Origin of the sequence: Streptomyces sp. 71268, from assembly GCF_029392895.1 — a bacterium.
Lineage (GTDB): Bacteria > Actinomycetota > Actinomycetes > Streptomycetales > Streptomycetaceae > Streptomyces.
Genome location: NZ_CP114200.1, coordinates 1,953,471 through 1,971,959 on the forward strand (window position 1 = coordinate 1,953,471; position 18,489 = coordinate 1,971,959).

Consider the following 18,489-nt stretch of genomic DNA (forward strand, 5'->3'; position numbering starts at 1 on the left):
CCCCACATTCGACATCACGGCACGATCGAAGCTCGATGATGGCACGATCACGGCGGCCTCCAGGACGCACGGAGCGTCCCGATGCCATCACGTGATCAGGCTGTGACCGCTCGTTCGACCAACGTCAGCGCGTGCGCCTGGAGTTCCCCGCTGTCAGCGGCGGCGCCGCTGAGCCAGTGAACTCGCCCATCTCGTCGAAACCACGAATCCTGCCGGCGCGCGAAGCGCTTGGTGGCTCGTACGGTCTCGATACGTGCTTCCGCTTCGTCGCACTCCCCCGCCAGCACCGCGAGCACCTGCTGGTAGCCCAGGGCGCGGGAGGCCGTGCGCCCCTCGCGTAGCCCCGTGCGCTCCAGTCGCTCCACCTCGTCCACCAGGCCGGCCTCCCACATCCGGTCCACCCGACGGGCGATCCGCTCGTCCAGCTCCGGGCGGGCGACGTCCACGCCGATCTGCACCGTGTCGTAGACGGCGCTGTGGGCCGAGTCCGCCTCGGGCAGGTTGGCGGTGAAGGGGCGGCCGGTGATCTCGATGACCTCAAGGGCGCGGACGATGCGGCGGCCGTTGCTCGGGAGGATGGCCTCGGCGGCGCGGGGGTCGGCCACGGCGAGCCGGGCGTGCAGCGGCCCGCTGCCCCGCTCCAGCAGCTCCGCCTCCAGGCGGGCGCGGACGGCGGGGTCGGTGCCGGGGAACTCCAGGGCGTCGATCGCGCCCCGTACGTAGAGCCCGGAGCCCCCGACGAGCACCGGCGTACGCCCCTCGGCGAGCAGTCGGTCGATCTCCGCGCGGGCCAGCCGCTGGTACTCGGCGACGCTGGCCGTCTCGGTGACGTCCCAGACGTCCAGCAGGCGGTGCGGCACGCCCTGCCGCTCGGCCACGGGCAGCTTAGCGGTGCCGATGTCCATGCCACGGTAGAGCTGCATGGAGTCGGCGTTGATGACCTCGCCGCCGAGGTGCCGGGCCAGGGCGACCCCGAGATCGGACTTGCCCGCCGCGGTGGGGCCGACGATGGCGATGACCCGCGGAGCGGGGACTGCGCTGTTCACCGGGCCAGTCTCGCAAATCCGCGGGCCACTCCTCGAACGAGCGACGTGACAGGGGGTCGCGGTGGTCGTTGCCCGTTGCGAGGTTTCGGCACACCGCCGAGCGAGCCGAGTCGCGGCAGCGGCGCGGGACAACATCCCGCGCCGTCCGGGCTGCCACGGCACGGGTTAATCTATGGAGTGATTATGGGCGTTTTTTCAAGGTTTCGCCGTTCGTCGCGTTCGGTTGACGCAGCCCCCGCGGAAACTGCGCGGAGCGATGAGGGCGGTAGCCTGACCGGGGAATCAGCCGCGGAATCCCCGGCTCCGGAGGAGGTTGACGCCCCGCCGGTGGCCTCGTCGGCGGCTGCCTCCACCGTCGATGACGCCGAACAGGGCGGCACGGCGGCGGGCGGCGCCTCGATTCCCAAGCAACAGTCCGCCGCGCGGGCTGCGGACAGCGAGGCCGGGGAAGACGCCCGACAGTAGTCCTCCGACGAGGGAAGGTGGCCCATGGGCCTGCTGGACAATCTCAAGGCGAAGGCCGGTCAGCTCAAGGGCAAGGCCGGGGACCTCGCGAATCAGCACGGCGACAAGATCGAGCGCGGTCTGGACAAGGCCGCCAAGACGGTCGACGAGAAGACCAAGGGCAAGTACAGCGACAAGATCGACACCGGCACGGGCAAGGCCAAGGGCGCCCTCGACCGCCTCGCGCAGAAGGACGACGAGGGCAAGGGGCCGCAGGGCCGCTGACGCCTGACCGTTCCCCACGGCCGCGGAGCCTGGCTCCGCGGCCGTGGTCGTGTCGGCGACGGCCGGTTCGGCGCGTGGCACTCCGCGCGGACCTCGCCCCGTGCCCCGTGTCTCCGCACGGAGGCCGCCCCGTGGCCCCGTGCCCCGTGCCCCGTGCCCCGTGCCCCGTGCCCCGTGCCCCCGGGCAGGATCGGGCGTCGTCTCGCGCCCCGTGTGTCCGCTACGACCAGGTGGCGACGAAGTAGCCCACGCCGTACGGGGCCTCGTCGTACAGCAGCGCGCCGCGCAGGCCCGCTCCGTCGCCCGCGCCGGCGAGCACCTGCCAGCAGGCTCGGCCCGACATCAGCAGGTCCTGGGCCAGGTGGGGGTCGAGTTCCGACAGGGCCGTGGTGTCGGCCGTACCCAGGGCGCGCGCCACCTCCGCGTCACACGCGGCGGCCCGCTCGTCGAGGTAGCCGGGCGCCTTGAGCGTGCGGCGCGCGCTGCCGTCGCCGGAGATCAGGAGGGCCACCCGGTCGGCGGACCGCGCCAGCTCGCGCCCCAGTGCGGTGCAGCGGTCGACGGCGAGCGTCTCGGCGAGGCCGAGGCCCTCGACGGGCGCCGCGCTCCAACGGGCGCGTTCCAGCAGCCACGCCGCGATCGCCAACGAGGACGGCAGTTCACGCTCCGCCCAGCCCGCCCCGTACTCCGGGTCCGCCCCGTACTCCGGGTTCGCCCCGTGCTCCGCGTCGTCCGCCTCGGCGCTCCGTGCCCCGTGCCCCGTAACGCCCTGCCCCGTAGCCCCGTGCCCCGTAGCGCCGTCCGCTCCCGGTCGCGCGCCGAGCCGCACCGTCACGTCCACGCCGTACCCGCGGAACGAGCCGGCGCTGCCGCTCGGGTAGGTGCCATCGGCGTCAGGGGCGGCCGGACCGAGGACGATGAGGCGGTCGGGGCGGGCCGCGGCCAGCACGCTGATCGCGTCCGAGCAGGCGTCCCGCAGCGGCGCCAGTTCGGGTGCGGCTCCAGCGGCGATCTCGGGCACGAGCAGGGGCGGGCACGGGCACACGGCGGCAGCGACAAGCATGATCGGCAGCCTAACGTCAGGCTCCGTCGCTCGAATCCCAGACCAGTTCGCAGACGCGGAATCGGCACGGGTACAGCCTGTTGTTCCAGGAGCCCTCGATGACGAGCAGCCAACCGTCGTCGGTGCGGTAGAGCCGCCTGCCACGCGGGCTCCGTGGGTGTGTCGGCTGGTATGTCTCCACGTGCTGGGCCAGCAGCGTGAGTGCCTCCTCGCGCGTGCCGTCAACTTCGGCCAGTACCTCGATCGTGTCGATGTCGTTCTGGCCCATGGGTGGCTCGACGAGCAGTCCCCACCGTGGCATAGCGCTCTCCCCCCGCCTCGTCTCAGGCCGCGTGCGCGTGCGCCACCGGAACGGGTCCGGCCGGCGCGGCCCACCCTCGTTCGCCCGGCACGTTCGTCCGCACGGCGAGTTCGGCGCGGCCCGGTGCGGCTCCACCGTCGGGAACGCGCGGCGCACGCGTCCCGGCGCCTCGGCGTACGCACCGTACGGCGCACGACTGCTCACACGTCGCGCCGGCCACACACGGTTCCCGCTCGGGCCCGAGCCGCCGTCGGCGGTTGCCGGCCGGCGGTGCCCGGTCAGCGGACGGAGCAGCCGCCGGGCTCCGCGGGCAGTGGTGCGGGGGCGCCCACCGTGGGCAGGCCGAGCATGACGCCCGCGGGCTTCTGCTCCGGCGCGGCGTTGCGCCTCTCCCACGCGTCGCCCGCCCGCGTGCGCCGTACGCCCCGTGGGGCGCCCTCCGCGAGGAGGTGATGCGGCGCGGCGTAGGTGATGTCCACCGTGACCACATCGCCGGGGCGAACCGGCTCGTCGGGGCGGGTGAAGTGCACCAGGCGGTTGTCGGGGGCCCGGCCGGAGAGGCGGCGGGTGGCGTCGTCCTTGCGGCCCTCGCCCTCCGCGACCAGGACCTCCACGGTGCGGCCGACCTGGCGCTTGTTCTCCGCCCAGCTGATCTCTTCCTGGACGGCGACCAGACGCTCGTAGCGGTCCTGGACGACCGCCTTCGGGATCTGGTCGTCCATCTCGGCGGCCGGGGTGCCGGGGCGCTTGGAGTACTGGAAGGTGAACGCCTGGGCGAACCGCGCCTCGCGGACCACGTGCAGCGTCTGCTCGAAGTCGGCCTCGGTCTCGCCGGGGAAGCCGACGATGATGTCGGTGGAGATCGCCGCGTCCGGCATGGCGGCGCGCACCTTCTCGATGATCCCGAGGAACCGCTCCTGCCGGTACGAGCGGCGCATGGCCTTGAGCACCGTGTCGGAGCCGGACTGGAGCGGCATGTGCAGTTGCGGCATGACGTTCGGCGTCTCGGCCATGGCGGCGATCACGTCGTCCGTGAAGTCGCGCGGGTGCGGCGAGGTGAAGCGCACCCGCTCAAGCCCCTCGATCGCGCCGCAGGCGCGCAGCAGCTTGCTGAACGCCTCGCGGTCGCCGATGTCCGAGCCGTACGCGTTGACGTTCTGGCCGAGCAGCGTGATCTCGGTGACGCCCTCGGCGACCAGCGCCTCGACCTCGGCGAGGATGTCGCCGGGCCGGCGGTCCTTCTCCTTGCCGCGCAGGGCGGGCACGATGCAGAAGGTGCAGGTGTTGTTGCAGCCGACCGAGATGGACACCCACGCCGCGTAGGCGGACTCGCGGCGGGTGGGCAGCGTCGAGGGGAACGCCTCCAGCGACTCGGCGATCTCGACCTGCGCCTCCTCCTGGACCCGCGCGCGCTCCAGGAGGACCGGCAGGCTGCCGATGTTGTGCGTGCCGAAGACCACGTCCACCCACGGGGCCTTCTTGACGATCGTGTCGCGGTCCTTCTGGGCCAGGCAGCCGCCGACCGCGATCTGCATGCCCGGCCGTCGCGCCTTCATCGGGGCGAGCCGGCCCAGGTTGCCGTACAGCCGGTTGTCGGCGTTCTCGCGCACCGCGCAGGTGTTGAAGACGACGATGTCGGCGTCGCCCTCCGCTGAGCCCTCGGGCGCCCGCACGTAGCCGGCGTCCTCCAGGAGACCGGACAGCCGCTCGGAGTCGTGGACGTTCATCTGGCACCCGTAGGTGCGTACTTCGTAGCTTCGATTCACGCCCACTGCACTGCTCCGGTCACTGCTGCTCATGACATCAGGGTAGACGGGCGCGCATCTGGTGTGTTCTCGCGCTCATCTCGGTTGCCCAGGGTACGTGTTCGACTCCGTTCCCCGCCCCTCCCTTCCGCGCCGCGATGCTGGCAGTATCCGGCCCATGCTCAAGACCCTGACCGAACGGCCGGGAGCGTGGCGCGCGCTCCGTGCCACCGGCGTCGTGGCCGCCCCCGGCACCGGGCGGGCCCGGCGGCTGTGGCGGCTCGCCGTGACGGCCGTCGTGGTGCTCGGGCTGCTGCTGTGGTGGCTGCTGCCGGTGGGCGACGAGTCGTCCCCGAGCGGGAGCGTGACCGTGACGACCGGGGTGCGTACGGGCGTGTACGCGCGGTACGGCGAACTGCTCAAGGAGCGCCTCGACGACGACCTGCCGCGGCTACGGGTGAACCTCAGGCCGAGCGAGGGGTCGGTGCAGAACATCAGGCGGCTCGTCGCCGGCGAGGCGTCCTTCACGATCGCCACCGCCGACGCCGTGGCGACCTACCGCGACGAGGGCGGCGACGGCGCACACCGGCTGCGGGCGTGCGCCCGGCTGTACGACGACTACATGCAGTTGGTCGTACCCCTCGGTTCGACGGTGCGCAGCACCGCGGACCTCGCCGGCAAGCGCGTCGCGATCGGACAGCCCGGCTCCGGCGTCAGCCTGATCGCGGAGCGGCTCCTGACGGCGGCGGGGCTCGACCCGGAGAAGGACCTGACGCCGGTGCCGGTCGGGATCAGTGAGATGACCACCCTGATGCGGCAGGGGAAGATCGACGCCTTCTTCTGGTCCGGCGGCCTGCCGACGGGCGCCGTGCTCGATCTCGCGAAGCGCTATCCGGTCCGGCTCGTGCAACTCGGTGACCTGGTGGATCGCGTGCACAAGCTCGGCGGCGCCAAGCACTACTACCGAGCCGCCGTGATGCCCGCCGACGCCTACCCCATGGTGCAACGAGGCCAGTCCATCAAGACCATCGCGGTGGCCAACCTGTTGGTGACGACGGACGAGACGGACCGAAAGCTGACGGAGAGCGTCACCCGGACGGTGATCAAACACCGCGACGAGATCGGCCGTGCCGTGCACGCGGCGCAGCGCGTCGATCTCCGCACGGCCATCTACACCGACCCGCTGGGCCTCCACGAGGGCGCGAAGCGCTACTACCGGTCGGTCAAGCCCTGACGCCCGCCCGGGGTGGGCCCGCGCTACCGCCTCCGCCTCCGGGTGCGCCGACGTCCGCCGGCGCGCCCCGGCGATCGACCGCGGGCGTACGGGCCCGCTCCCGCGGGGCTCAGGGGCGGCGGCACGGGGCGGGGGCGGGGTCGGCGTCGTCCAGGGCCGGGTCGGGGAGCAGTTCGTACGCGGCGGCGGCCGCCCCCACGAGCCCCGCGTCGGTGCCCAGCGAGGCCGGCACCGCCTCGATGCCCCGTACGAACGAGAGGGCCGCGTACGTCGCCAGGTGCCGGCGCAGCGGTGCGAACAGCACCTCGCCGGCCGTGGCCACGCCGCCGCCGATCACCGCCGCCTCGACCTCCAGCAGGGTCGCGGTGCCGGCGATCGCCGCGGCCAGGGCCCGGCCGGCCCGGTCGAAGGCGGCCAGGGCCACCGGGTCTCCGGCGCGGGCCGCGGCGGCGACGGCCGCCGCCGAGCGGTCGGCCCCGGTCGGCCGCCAGCCCGTCGCGGCGGCACGGCGGGCGATGGCCGGGCCCGAGGCGATGGCCTCGACGCACCCCCGCGAGCCACACGGGCACGGAGCGCCGTCCACCTCCACGCTGATGTGGCCGATGTGCCCCGCGTTGCCCGTGGGTCCCGGGTGCAGCCGCCCGTCCAGGACCAGGCCGCCGCCGACGCCGGTGGAGACCACCATGCACAGGGCGTTCCGGCGGCCACGGGCGGCCCCCAGCCAGTGTTCGGCGGCGGCCATGGCCACACCGTCGCCCACGAGCACGGTCGGCACCGGCGCCCCGTGGCGCGCGAGGGCGGCCTCGGCGCGGGCCTGGACCGGGAAGTCGCGCCAGGCCGTGATGTTGACCGGGCTGACGGTGCCGCGCGCGGCGTCCACCGGCCCCGCGCTGGCGAGGCCGCACCGGGTGACACGGGCCCACGCGGGGGACCGCGCCAGGGTGGCGATGACCTCGGTAACGGCGGCCATGACCGCCTCGGCCGCCGCCCCCGGCGGCGCGCAGGCCGTACCCACGGCGCCGGCCGGCTCGGCGCCGTGGCCCCGCCCCGTACCGGGCGGGGTCGGCCGCCTGGCCGTGGCGTGCAGCGTGCCCCGCCGGTCCACCAGCGCACCCGCGATCTTGGTCCCGCCGATGTCGATGGCCACGCTCAGGGCGGCGCTGCCGGCGCCGGTTCCCGACGCTCCCCTGGTGGCGGGCGTGGCCGGCGCGTGCGTAGGGGCGACGGGGTGGGTCGAGGGCGCGTCGGCTGGCGTCAGTGCGTCGGCTGCGGTCATGGCGGTCTGCCTCTCGGTCGATCCGGCTGTGGCGCTGCTGGGCCCCGGGGGCGCGGGGCCCACCCGCACCGGGGCACGGCCTCGGTAGCGGGCCGGGAGCCCTGGCCAAAGGCTCCTGGCGAGCGCGCGGACCGCTCCCGAACCAGCGGCCCGCGGCACGCGGTGCCGGCGGCACGGGCGCCCCGTGCAGCAGGGGGACTCCTTACGGAACGGGCCACGCCGCCACGGGGATACGGCGCATCCGCGCCGACCCCGGTTCCGGCCGTACGGGGGTTCAGCCCGAGACGCCCGGCCCCGCCCCAGCGCCCGCGCGGCTTCGCGCCCCGGGCTTCGTGTCCCGTGTTCGCCGCGCCCCGCGCCCCGTACCCCGTGTTCGCCGCCCCGCGCTCCGCGCCCCGTCTTCGCCGCTCCGTGCCCCGTGCCCATCGCCCCGTGCCCCGTGCTCGCCGCTCCGTGCCCCGTGCCCATCGCCCCGTGCCCCGTGTTCGCCGCTCCGTGCCCCGTGCCCCGTAGCGCCACGCCGGGAGTTCGCCGCCCCGTGCCCCGTACGCCCGCTCCCCCGCCCCGTACCCGACAGCCGGGAGCGGGAGCCACGGCGCGGCGGCGGGGCGTTCCACTGCCGCGTCCCGGTTTTCCTCGCCGATCAGTGGTAATGCCACCTGAGCACCGCACGGTCGGGGCGGACCCCGCCCCGGCGTACGTACCGCGCACGTCATCAGCACACACCGTCAGCCGTTCCGCCCCACGAACCAACGGAGCCGCCGCCATGCATGACGACCGCAGCATCGTCGAAGACCGTCTGCGCCGCGTCCTCACCGAACGCGTCCAACCCGCCGTCTACGGCGCCACCGAACCGCTCACCATCGAGCGGTGGGAGGCGCCCGGCGAACCGGTGCCGGTGGCCGAAGGGCTGGCCGCGGAGTACGGGCCTGCCGCCGTCGGGGACCGGTGGGGGCCGGCCTGGGGGACGACCTGGTTCAGGGTGACGGGGCGGGTGCCCGTCACGTGGGCGGGCCGCACCGTCGAGGCCGTACTCGATCTCGGCTTCGACCGCCAACTTCCCGGCTTCCAGTGCGAGGGGCTGGTCTACCGGGCCGACGGGGAGGCCGTGAAGGGGCTCAACCCGCACAACGTCTGGGTGCGCGTCGGCGCCCCGGTCGAGGGTGGCGAGGAGGTCGAGTGGTACGTGGAAGCCGCGTCCAACCCGATCCTGGTCGGCCAGTCGCCGACCCTGGAGGGCGACCGCCTCACCGCGAGCGACGAGCCGCTGTACCGACTCACCCGGATGGAACTCGCCGTCTTCGAGCCGGAGGTGTGGGAGCTGGTCCAGGACCTCGAAGTGGTCGGCAGCCTGATGACGCAGCTCTCCACCGGCGACGCGCGCCGCTTCGAGCTGCTGCGCGCCGTCGAGCGCTGTCTGGACGCCCTGGACCTCGCCGACGTCCCCGGCAGCGCCGGCCGGGCCCGGGAAGCGCTGGCGGGCGTGCTCGCCGCCCCGGCCAACGCCTCCGCGCACCGGGTCAGCGCCGTCGGGCACGCCCACATCGACTCGGCGTGGCTGTGGCCACTGCGCGAGACGGTGCGCAAGGTCGCCCGCACCTCGTCGAACGTGGTGCACCTCATGGACGACCACCCCGAGTTCGTCTTCGCCATGTCGCAGGCCCAGCAGCTCGCGTGGATCAAGGAGCACCGACCCGAGGTCTTCGCCAGGGTGAAGGAGAAGGTGGCCAGCGGCCAGTTCGTCCCGGTGGGCGGCATGTGGGTGGAGTCGGACACCAACATGGTGGGCGGCGAGGCGATGGCCCGCCAGTTCCTCTACGGCAAGAGGTTCTTCCTGGACGAGTTCGGCATCGAGACGAAGGAGGTGTGGCTACCGGACTCGTTCGGGTACACGGCGGCGATGCCCCAGTTGGTGAAGCTCTCGGGCTCCGACTGGTTCCTCACCCAGAAGATCTCCTGGAGCCGGACCAACAAGTTCCCGCACCACACCTTCTGGTGGGAGGGCATCGACGGGACCCGCGTCTTCACGCACTTCCCACCGATCGACACCTACAACTCCGACCTCGGTGGCGCCGAGCTGGCCCACGCGGCCCGCAACTACCAGGAGAAGGGGCGCGGCACGCGCTCGCTGGCCCCGTTCGGCTGGGGTGACGGCGGTGGCGGCCCCACCCGCGAGATGCTGGCCCGCGCGCGGCGCGTGGGCGACCTGGAGGGCTCGCCACGGGTGACGATCGAGCGTCCGTCGGCGTTCTTCGCGGCGGCGCGGGCCGAGTACCCCGACGCGCCGGTGTGGGCGGGCGAGCTGTACCTGGAGCTGCACCGCGGCACCTACACCTCGCAGGCCAAGACGAAGCAGGGCAACCGGCACAGCGAGTCGCTGCTGCGCGAGGCCGAGCTGTGGTCGGCCACGGCGGCCAGCACGGTGCCCGGGTTCGCCTACCCGTACGAGGAGTTGGAGCGCGTCTGGAAGACGGTGCTGCTGCACCAGTTCCACGACATCCTGCCCGGCTCGTCGATCGCCTGGGTGCACCGTGAGGCGCGCGAGACCTACGCCCGGGTGCGCGCCGAGTTGACGGAGCTGGTGTCCGCCGCGCAGGCGGCGTTGGCCGGCCCGGGCGAGGAACCGGTCGTCTTCAACGCCGCGCCGCACGCCCGGCGCGGCGTCCCCGCCGGCGGCGCGGCCCTGGCCCCGCCGCCGGCGAGCGCCCCGGTCACGGCGGCCGAGCGCGACGGTGGCGGCTACGTGCTCGCCAACGGGCTGCTGCGGGTCGAGGTGGACGAGCGGGGCCTCGTGGTCTCCGCGTACGACCTGGCCGCCGGGCGCGAGGCCATCGCCCCCGGCCTGGCCGGCAACCTGCTCCAGATTCACCTGGACTTCCCGAACATGTGGGACGCCTGGGACGTCGACCACTTCTACCGGCACAACGTGACCGACCTGCTCGACGTCGACGAGCTGGAACTGACCGAGTCCACCGACGAGTGCGCGGTGGTCACGGTCGCGCGCTCCTTCGGCGACGCGGGCTCCACCGTCCGGCAGCGGCTCGCGCTGCGCGCCGGCACCAAGGTGCTCGATGTCGACACGGAGGTGGACTGGCGGGAGACGGAGAAGTTCCTCAAGGCGGCCTTCCCGCTGGACGTGAAGGCGGACCGGTCCGCGTCCGAGACGCAGTTCGGGCACGTGTACCGGGCCACGCACACCAACACCTCGTGGGAGGCGGCCAAGTTCGAGATCTGCGCGCACCGTTGGGTGCAGGTCGAGGAGCCCGGCTGGGGCGCCGCCGTGGTCAACGACTCGACGTACGGCCACGACGTCACCCGCGACGTGCGCGCGGACGGCGGGCAGACCACCACGGTGCGGCTCTCGCTGCTGCGTGCCCCGCGCTACCCGGACCCGCAGACCGACCACGGCCACCACCGACTGCGGTACGCCCTCGCGCCCGGCGCGACCGTGGCCGACGCGGTGCGCGAGGGGCACCGGATCAACCTCCCCGAGCGCACCGTCACCGGCGGCCGCGCCGTCGAACCGCTGGTCTCCGTCGCCGGCGACCAGGTGATCGTGGAGGCGGTCAAGCTCGCGGAGGACCGCGGCGGGGACATCGTGGTGCGGCTGTACGAGTGCTGCGGCGGTCGGGCCACCACGACGCTCACCGCCTCCGTGCCGGTCGCGGAGGTGGTCGAGACGGACCTGTTGGAGCGCCCGTTGGCCGACGCGCCGGAGCACGTTTTCTCGCCCCAGGGCGCGCTGGAGCTGACCCTGCGCCCGTTCCAGATCCTGACCCTGCGGATGAGCCCCCGCGGCTGAGCCACGCCCCGCGCACGGCGCCCCGTCGCCCCGTCCTCACTCCTGGGGCGCCGTGCGCGGCACGGCGATGGTCACCCGCAGACCGCGTGGCTTGTTCGGCGCGTACGCGATCGTGGACCCGCCAGCGGCCAGCAGGGCGCGGGTGATGGACAGGCCGAGGCCGGAGCCGGAGACGTTCTGGTGCCGGTTACTGCGCCAGAAGCGGTCGCCGACGCGCTCCAGCTCCTCCTCGGTCAGGCCGGGGCCGCCGTCCGCGATGGTGATCCGCACCGTGTCGCCGGTCGTGCGCACGTCCACGATCACCCGCTCGCCCTCCGGCGTGAACTTCAGGGCGTTGTCGATCACGGCGTCCAGCGCGCTGGACAGCGCCACCGGGTCGGCCCACGCGGTGGCCCCGCCCGGACCCACGTAGTCGAGCGTGACGCCCGCGCGGTCGGCTACGGGGCGCCAGGCGCCGACCCGTTCCTCCGTGACCTCGGCGATGTCGCTGAGCCGCAGGTCCGCGGCGGCGTGTTCGGCCAGGGCCAGGGCGAGCAGGTCGTCGAGGACCTGGGTCAGCCGCTTGCCCTCGGCGCGGACGGAGGCGACCTCCTCGTTTCCCTCGGGCAGCTCCAGGGCCAGCAGCTCGATCCGCAGGAGCAGCGCGGAGAGCGGGTTACGGAGCTGGTGCGAGGCGTCGGCGACGAACGCCCGCTGCTGTTCGAGCACGTCCACCACGTGGTCGGCCATCTCGTTGAACGAGCGGGCCAGCCGCCGCAGTTCGGGCGGCCCGTCCGAGGCGGCGACCCGGGAGGCGAGCCGCCCCGTGGCGATGTCGTGCGTGGCGGCGTCGAGTACGCGTACGGGGCGCAGCACCCAGCCGGTCAGGCGCACCGCGGCGGCGACGGCGAGCAGCATCGCCGCCGCTTCACCCGCGGCGATCAACAGCCAGCCGCGTACGATGCGCGAGCGCATCTGGCCGGTGGGCGAGTCGGTGACGACCACGGCCACCACGTCGCCGTCGCGCACCACGGGCGAGGCGACCGCGAGGCGGCCCCGTTCCCAGGGCCAGACCTGTGCCGGGTCGTGGCTGCGGCGGCCGGCGAGCGCCTCCTTGAAGGCCCGCCACGGCTCACTGTGCTTGGCCAGCGACCAGCCGGCGGGGGCCGATCCCATCGGCTCGCCCTCGCGGTAGAAGACGCCGACCTGGATGTCGTACAGCTCGTGGTAGCGGGCCAGCTCCGCCTGCAGCGTGGCCTGGCGCTCGTCGCCCTCGCGGGCGTACGCCGGGTTCGCCGACGGCCGCGTCGTGACGTACTGGGCCAGGGCCGCGAACCGCGCCGTGTCGTCGATCCGGTCCACGACCACGCGCTGCTGCTCCGCCGCCGCCAGGCTCGCGCCGAGCGGGAGCCCGAGGGCCAGCAGCACGCCCGCCATCAGGACGATCAGCAGCGGGAGGAGTCGAGTGCGCACGGTGCTCCGGGGGACGGGGTCGGCCGCTCAGGCGACCGGGGCGACGAGACGGTAGCCGACGCCGCGCACCGTCTCGATCAGCGCGGGCATCCGCAGCTTCGAGCGGAGCGAGGCCACGTGCACCTCAAGAGTGCGGCCGGTGCCCTCCCAACTCGTGCGCCACACGTCACTGATGATCTGCTCGCGGCGGAAGACCACCCCCGGCCGCTTGGCCAGCAGGGCCAGCAGGTCGAACTCCTTGCGGGTGAGCGAGACGACGGCGCCGTCCACGCGGACCTGGCGGGTGGACAGTTCGATGCTGACGGGGCCGACCAGCAGCGGCCCCGTGGGCTCGTCGGGGTGCTCGTCGGCCGCACCGTCGGCGGGCACGGTGCGGCGGCTGACGGCGTGGATGCGGGCGAGCAACTCCATCGGGTCGTACGGCTTGACGACGTAGTCATCGGCGCCCAGGTTGAGCCCGTGTATACGGGAGCGCACGTCGGCGCGGGCCGTCACCATGATCACGGGGGTGCTGGTGAGCTTGCGGATGCGCCCGCACACCTCGAACCCGTCCTGATCGGGCAGCCCGAGGTCGAGCAGGACCACGCTGAACGGGTCACTCTCCCCCGGCAGCAGGGCCCGCAGCGCCTCCTCCCCGTTGCGGGCGTGCGTGACCTGGAAGCCGTGCCGGGCCAGCACCGCGGACAGCGCGGCGGCCACGTGGTTGTCGTCCTCGACCAGCAGCAGCCTCATCAGCCCCGCCCTCCCTCGGTGGTGCTCCCTCACGCGCCCCGACTCGGCTCTGGACGCGCGCCCCTCGCGCCCGCCGGGCGCCGGGTCCCGCAGGGGTGTCCTGGCGGCGCCACGGGGCGCGGGGCCCGCTCGCAGCGCCGCCAGGGGCGCCCCGCTTCCACCCGCGCGCCCCGACGCGCCGTGCCCCGCGTGCGCCACTGCCTGCTCCGTACTCTCGTGTCTTCCCGGTGCACCGTGCTCCGTGCCCCGTGCTCCATCTCGGTGGGGCTCCCGCGCCGCGCCACCACGGCACCGTGTCCCGCCGCCCCCGTCCTGCTCCATGCCCCGTGCCCACGCGCCCGCGTGGCCCGCGTACCGTGCCCGCCCCGTGCCCCGTTCCGGTCCGGGCCCAGTGCCCCACGGCGCCGGCGCCGCGCTCCGGGAGGCCGAGGCGCCGAGACGCCACGCGCTCCGTACCGCCGCCATCCCGTGCCGGCCCGCGCCCCGTGGCGTACGGACCGGCGCGCGAGGAGAGGCAACGCGCCGGCGCTTCAGGCCCTCCCCGCTCCGTGCTCCGCGACGCGCGAGCCCTGGCCGACTGGCGCCGCCGCGGCCCCCGCCCGGGCCGGTGCGCGCCGGGGCGCGGATCGCTCACCTGGTGTGTTCCCTCGCTGTTCCTCGCGCCGACCCGCGCCGTTCGTCGGCGCCAGGCAGCGTGTCCCCCCACCGGGGCCACAGGCATGAACGCCGATACCCACGGGGCACGTCAAGGGAATGCGACCACCCAGTTGTTTCCGTTACGTAGCCGGTATGGGCACCGCGTTGTTGCCCAGGCCGTACACCGATCATGCCGGGCGCCCCGTTCACGCAGAGTGTCGCTTTGCGGCCGGATCGTTATGCTCAATTTCAGCTCAGATGTAATGACGCTGGTCGTGGCGGCTCATTAGGGTCCTCCCAATCGAGGAGGACGGAGCGAGACGCCGATGAGCGAAGTATCGGTGACCAAGGGCGCCACGGCCGTGGCGGGCGACTTGGTCGCGCTGGCAGGAGTCAACAAGCACTTCGGCGCGCTGCATGTGCTCCAGGACATCGACCTGACCATCGCCCGCGGCGAAGTCGTCGTCGTCATCGGGCCGTCCGGGTCCGGCAAGTCCACGCTGTGCCGCGCCATCAACCGACTGGAGACCATCGACTCCGGCACCATCACCATCGACGGTAAGCCGCTGCCGCAGGAGGGCAGGGAACTGGCCCGGCTGCGCTCCGACGTCGGCATGGTCTTCCAGTCCTTCAATCTCTTCGCCCACAAGACCGTGTTGGAGAACGTGACGCTGGGCCAGATCAAGGTCCGCAAGATCGAGCGGAAGGCCGCCGAGACCAAGGCGCGGGCCCTGCTCGACCGGGTCGGCGTCGGCACGCAGGCCGACAAGTACCCCGCGCAGCTCTCCGGCGGCCAGCAACAGCGCGTGGCCATCGCCCGCGCACTGGCCATGGACCCGAAGGTGATGCTCTTCGACGAGCCGACCTCGGCCCTCGACCCAGAGATGATCAACGAGGTCCTTGAGGTCATGCAGCAGCTCGCCCAGGAGGGCATGACGATGATCGTCGTCACCCACGAAATGGGCTTCGCGCGCTCCGCCGCGAACCGCGTGGTCTTCATGGCCGACGGCCGCATCGTCGAAGAGGCGACGCCGGACCAGTTCTTCAGCAATCCCCGCAGCGACCGGGCCAAGGACTTCCTCTCGAAGATCCTGCACCACTGACCGCCCCCCGCTCGACGACGTAAAGGACATTCACCATGAAGCTCCGCAGGACTGCAGCGGCGGCGGCCGTCGTACTGGCCATGGCCGTGACGGCGACAGCGTGTGGCAAGGAGGGCAGCCCGGACGACGACAATCAGGACAAGGACGCCCCGAAGCTCTCCTACAAGGTCAACACCGCGGCGGACGTCAAGGACTCGCCGGTCTGGTCGAAGGTCAAGGGCAAGAAGATCAAGATCGGCACCAAGGCCGACCAGCCGAACCTCGGCTACGAGGACCCGAGCACCGGGAAGCGCTCCGGCTTCGACGTCGAGATCGCCCGCATGATCGCCGCCGAACTCGGCTTCGACGAGCAGCACATCGAGTGGAAGACGGTGCCGACCGAGGCCCGCGAGACGCAGCTCTCCAGCGGTGGCGTCGACTTCTACGTCGGCACGTACACGATCAACGACGAGCGCAAGAAGCAGGTCGACTTCGGTGGCCCGTACTACCTCGCCGGCCAGGACCTGCTGGTCGACAAGGACAGCGACATCAAGACCCCGGAGGACATCAAGGGCAAGAAGGTCTGCTCCGTCACCGGCTCCACGCCGCTGAAGCGGATCAAGGAGAAGAAGTACGGGGTCGCCAAGGCCAAGGCGCAGCAGGGCTACCAGCTGTGCGTGCAGGACCTGAACAACGGCCAGGTGGACGCGGTCACCACGGACGACACGATCCTCAAGGGCTACGCGGCCCAGAACGACGGGCTGCGGGTGCTCGGCAAGCCGTTCTCGGAGGAGCCGTACGGCGTCGGCCTGAAGAAGGGCGACAAGGCGCTGCGCGACGCGATCAACGACGCCATCGAGACGCACCAGAAGAACGGCAACTGGAAGAAGGCGTACGACGCCACGCTCGGCAAGTCCGGCATCCCGGCCCCGACGCCGCCGAAGGTCGACCGCTACTGAGCCGCCGCCACGACGGCTGACGCCTGAGCGGCCGGGCGTCCACGGCGCGGCCCGGGCCCCGTGAGGGCCCACCCGCCGCGGACGCCCCCGGCCGCCGTGCTCACCACCGGAGACTTGACTTGAACGTACTGACGGACAACTTCGCGGCATTCCGCGACGGCTTCCTCAAGACCGTCGAACTGACCGCGTACAGCTCGCTGTTGGCCCTCGTGCTCGGCATCCTGATCGCGGGTTTCCGGGTGTCTCCGGTGCCCGCGCTGCGGGTCTTCGGCACCGTGTGGGTAACGCTGCTGCGCAACACGCCCCTGGTGCTCCTGTTCCTCATCGTCACGCTGGGCCTGCCCGCGCTCGGACTCAAGGGCTGGGACTCGTTCTGGCTCGCGGTGATGGCCCTCGGCTGCTACACGTCGGCCTTCATCTGCGAGGCCGTCCGCTCCGGCATCAACACGGTGCCGGTCGGGCAGGCCGAGGCGGCGCGCAGCATCGGCATGACCTTCACGCAGACGCTGAGCCAGATCGTGCTGCCGCAGGCGGCGCGCACGGCGATACCCCCGGTCGGGAGCCTGATCATCGCCCTCACCAAGAACTCCGCCATCGCCTCCGGCTTCGACGTCATGGAGCTCGGGGCGTTGCAGAAGCAGCTCAACGCGGACGCGGGCTACGACATCCTGGTGATCTTCCTCTGGATCGCGGTCTGCTACCTGATCATCACGCTCACCCTCAGCGGCCTGTTCCGGCTGCTGGAGAACCGGCTGGCGGTGGCCCGATGAGTGCCAGTGTCCTCTACGACGTCCCGGGCCCCAAGGCCCGCCGACGCAACCGCGTCTACGGCGTCATCTCCACCCTCGCCCTCCTCGGCCTCATCGCCTTCGTCATCTACCGACTGGACGACACGGGGCAGTTCCAGGCCGGCCTGTGGGACGACTACCAGTACGCGAACACCCAGGACCGCATCCTCGAAGGTCTGCTGACGACGCTGAAGACCTTCGCGCTCGCGGCGGTCTTCTCGCTCGCCCTGGGCGCCGTGCTGGCCGCGGGGCGCCTCTCCGACCACCGGTGGGTGCGGTGGCCGACGGCGGTGCTCGTGGAGTTCTTCCGCGCCATGCCGCTGCTGATCATGATCTTCCTGCTGTACTACGCGTACTTCGACACCGAGCCCATGTGGGCGCTGGTCCTCGGGCTGACGCTGTACAACGGGTCGGTGCAGTCGGAGATCTTCCGCGCCGGCATCAACGCCGTACCCAAGGGGCAGAGCGAGGCCGCGTACGCGCTCGGGATGCGCAAGACCCAGGTGATGACGACCGTTCTCATCCCGCAGGCCGTGCGCTCCATGCTGCCGTCGATCATCAGCCAGCTCGTGGTCACGCTCAAGGACACCTCGCTCGGCTTCATCATCCTCTACGAGGAGCTGCTCTACGTCGGCAAGGCGTTCGCGGAGCGGACCCCTCCGGAGAACGGCGTCTACGCCTTCATCCCGATGGTCATCGTCTTCGGCTCCATCTACATCCTGCTGTGCCTGGCGCTCTCGTCGCTGGCCACCTGGATCGAGCGGAGCACCAAGCGCAGCCGCAAGGGCGCCCCGGCGGCGGTACCGGCCGGCGCGGCCACCGTCATGGCCGACCCCTCGCAGAGCGTGGACGGCGGCTCGCGGGACGGCGACGCGCGAGGAGGCGGCCCGAAGGCCGACTGACCCCGCGCCCCTCGCGCCGGCGCCCGCACAGGCCCCGCGCGCGACGGCGCACCCCACGCCCCGTGTCCCCGCCCCACGGCGGGAACACGGGGCGCTCGCACGTTGAGGACCGATCCGGCGCACCACCCGGCGTGTCGGGGGCGGCCGGTGCGGGGCGTGACGCGGCGCAGCGGAGCGGAGCGAGGTTGGGTGCGGGACGAGGTTGGGTGGGGCGGGACGGGGCCCGCGCGGCGGGGGCGCGGTGCGGTGCGGCGGCGCCGGGGCGCGGCGGAGGTGGTCACGGTGCGTGGGGAGGGCGCCGCCCCGTCGCCCGCAGCGTGCCCGTCGCCCCGCGCGGCGCACGTATGCCCGCGGGCGGCGAAGCACGGAGGCACGCGGGAGCACGCCGCGCGGCAGCCAGGGGTGACCGATGGGGCGTCAGGCAACCGCAAGGCCCGAGCGGCCCGCCGCCTCGCCCACGGAGCGCCACGGTTGGGCACGCTGTGCGAGCACGGGGCACGGGGCACGGGGCACGGGGCACGGGGCACGGGGCACGGGGCACGGGGCACGGGGCACGGGGCACGGGGCACGGGGCCAACGAGTGGGCGTCGCGCTGGGGTACGGGGCCGAAGCTGGGCGCGGGGGCCGGGTCTCCCCGTAGCGGGGCGAGGACGCCAACCAGGTGCGGACGGGCGAGCGGTGACGGTGCGGCTGGGCCGTGGGGCCGCCTCCACGCGAGGGCGGTGACCGGAAGTGCGACGCT

At 73.1% G+C, this 18,489-nt stretch carries 14 protein-coding genes; 7 read left to right on the plus strand and 7 right to left on the minus strand.

Annotated features, from left to right (window positions below; translation table 11 throughout):
* Positions 1 to 95: 95 nt before the first annotated feature.
* The gene (gene miaA, locus OYE22_RS07110; RefSeq protein WP_277319615.1) at positions 96 to 1,046 is read right to left on the minus strand and encodes a tRNA (adenosine(37)-N6)-dimethylallyltransferase MiaA; all 951 of its coding nucleotides are present in this window, start codon (positions 1,044 to 1,046) and stop codon (positions 96 to 98) included.
* Positions 1,047 to 1,535: 489 nt separating this feature from the next.
* Between miaA and OYE22_RS07115 the strand changes: the two genes are divergently transcribed.
* Positions 1,536 to 1,775 (plus strand): antitoxin, encoded by a 240-nt coding sequence (locus tag OYE22_RS07115; RefSeq protein WP_187059785.1) that lies wholly within the window; start codon positions 1,536 to 1,538, stop codon positions 1,773 to 1,775.
* 220 nt (positions 1,776 to 1,995) lie between these two features.
* Here the strand turns inward: OYE22_RS07115 and OYE22_RS07120 are convergent, their stop codons facing one another.
* The 3 genes from OYE22_RS07120 to miaB form a co-directional block, all read right to left on the minus strand.
* The gene (locus tag OYE22_RS07120; protein ID WP_277319616.1) at positions 1,996 to 2,838 is read right to left on the minus strand and encodes a class III extradiol dioxygenase subunit B-like domain-containing protein; all 843 of its coding nucleotides are present in this window, start codon (positions 2,836 to 2,838) and stop codon (positions 1,996 to 1,998) included.
* A gap of 16 nt (positions 2,839 to 2,854) precedes the next feature.
* On the minus strand, positions 2,855 to 3,139 hold the full coding sequence (locus OYE22_RS07125; RefSeq protein ID WP_277319617.1) for a hypothetical protein: 285 nt from the start codon (positions 3,137 to 3,139) through the stop codon (positions 2,855 to 2,857).
* A gap of 278 nt (positions 3,140 to 3,417) precedes the next feature.
* Positions 3,418 to 4,938: a tRNA (N6-isopentenyl adenosine(37)-C2)-methylthiotransferase MiaB gene (gene miaB / locus OYE22_RS07130; RefSeq protein ID WP_277319618.1), complete on the minus strand. Its 1,521-nt coding sequence runs from the start codon at positions 4,936 to 4,938 to the stop codon at positions 3,418 to 3,420.
* Positions 4,939 to 5,062: 124 nt separating this feature from the next.
* On the opposite strand from miaB, the gene OYE22_RS07135 reads away from it, so the two are divergent.
* The gene (locus OYE22_RS07135; RefSeq protein ID WP_277319619.1) at positions 5,063 to 6,118 is read left to right on the plus strand and encodes a TAXI family TRAP transporter solute-binding subunit; all 1,056 of its coding nucleotides are present in this window, start codon (positions 5,063 to 5,065) and stop codon (positions 6,116 to 6,118) included.
* A 109-nt stretch (positions 6,119 to 6,227) separates the two neighbouring features.
* On the opposite strand, the gene OYE22_RS07140 is transcribed toward OYE22_RS07135, so the two are convergent.
* Positions 6,228 to 7,394: an ROK family protein gene (locus OYE22_RS07140; RefSeq protein ID WP_277319620.1), complete on the minus strand. Its 1,167-nt coding sequence runs from the start codon at positions 7,392 to 7,394 to the stop codon at positions 6,228 to 6,230.
* Between the two features lie 766 nt (positions 7,395 to 8,160).
* On the opposite strand from OYE22_RS07140, the gene OYE22_RS07145 reads away from it, so the two are divergent.
* Positions 8,161 to 11,196: a glycoside hydrolase family 38 C-terminal domain-containing protein gene (locus OYE22_RS07145; RefSeq protein ID WP_277319621.1), complete on the plus strand. Its 3,036-nt coding sequence runs from the start codon at positions 8,161 to 8,163 to the stop codon at positions 11,194 to 11,196.
* 36 nt (positions 11,197 to 11,232) lie between these two features.
* Here OYE22_RS07145 and OYE22_RS07150 read toward each other — a convergent pair whose 3' ends face one another.
* Both OYE22_RS07150 and OYE22_RS07155 read right to left on the minus strand, forming a co-directional pair.
* Positions 11,233 to 12,648 carry a HAMP domain-containing sensor histidine kinase gene (locus OYE22_RS07150; protein WP_277319622.1) on the minus strand — a complete coding sequence of 472 codons (1,416 nt, stop codon included), beginning with the start codon at positions 12,646 to 12,648 and terminating at the stop codon, positions 11,233 to 11,235.
* Between the two features lie 27 nt (positions 12,649 to 12,675).
* Positions 12,676 to 13,380, minus strand: coding sequence for a response regulator transcription factor (locus OYE22_RS07155; protein ID WP_277319623.1), 705 nt, complete (start codon positions 13,378 to 13,380; stop codon positions 12,676 to 12,678).
* A gap of 962 nt (positions 13,381 to 14,342) precedes the next feature.
* On the opposite strand from OYE22_RS07155, the gene OYE22_RS07160 reads away from it, so the two are divergent.
* The 4 genes from OYE22_RS07160 (at position 14,343) to OYE22_RS07175 (ending at position 17,747) form a co-directional block, all read left to right on the plus strand.
* Positions 14,343 to 15,119 carry an amino acid ABC transporter ATP-binding protein gene (locus OYE22_RS07160; RefSeq protein WP_277319624.1) on the plus strand — a complete coding sequence of 259 codons (777 nt, stop codon included), beginning with the start codon at positions 14,343 to 14,345 and terminating at the stop codon, positions 15,117 to 15,119.
* 35 nt (positions 15,120 to 15,154) lie between these two features.
* Entirely contained in the window at positions 15,155 to 16,057 is a 903-nt protein-coding gene (locus tag OYE22_RS07165) for a glutamate ABC transporter substrate-binding protein (RefSeq protein ID WP_277319625.1), read from the plus strand.
* 119 nt (positions 16,058 to 16,176) lie between these two features.
* Positions 16,177 to 16,827: an amino acid ABC transporter permease gene (locus OYE22_RS07170; RefSeq protein ID WP_187061433.1), complete on the plus strand. Its 651-nt coding sequence runs from the start codon at positions 16,177 to 16,179 to the stop codon at positions 16,825 to 16,827.
* Positions 16,824 to 17,747: an amino acid ABC transporter permease gene (locus tag OYE22_RS07175; RefSeq protein WP_277319626.1), complete on the plus strand. Its 924-nt coding sequence runs from the start codon at positions 16,824 to 16,826 to the stop codon at positions 17,745 to 17,747. Before OYE22_RS07170 ends, OYE22_RS07175 begins: the two co-directional genes overlap by 4 nt.
* Positions 17,748 to 18,489 lie beyond the last annotated feature (742 nt).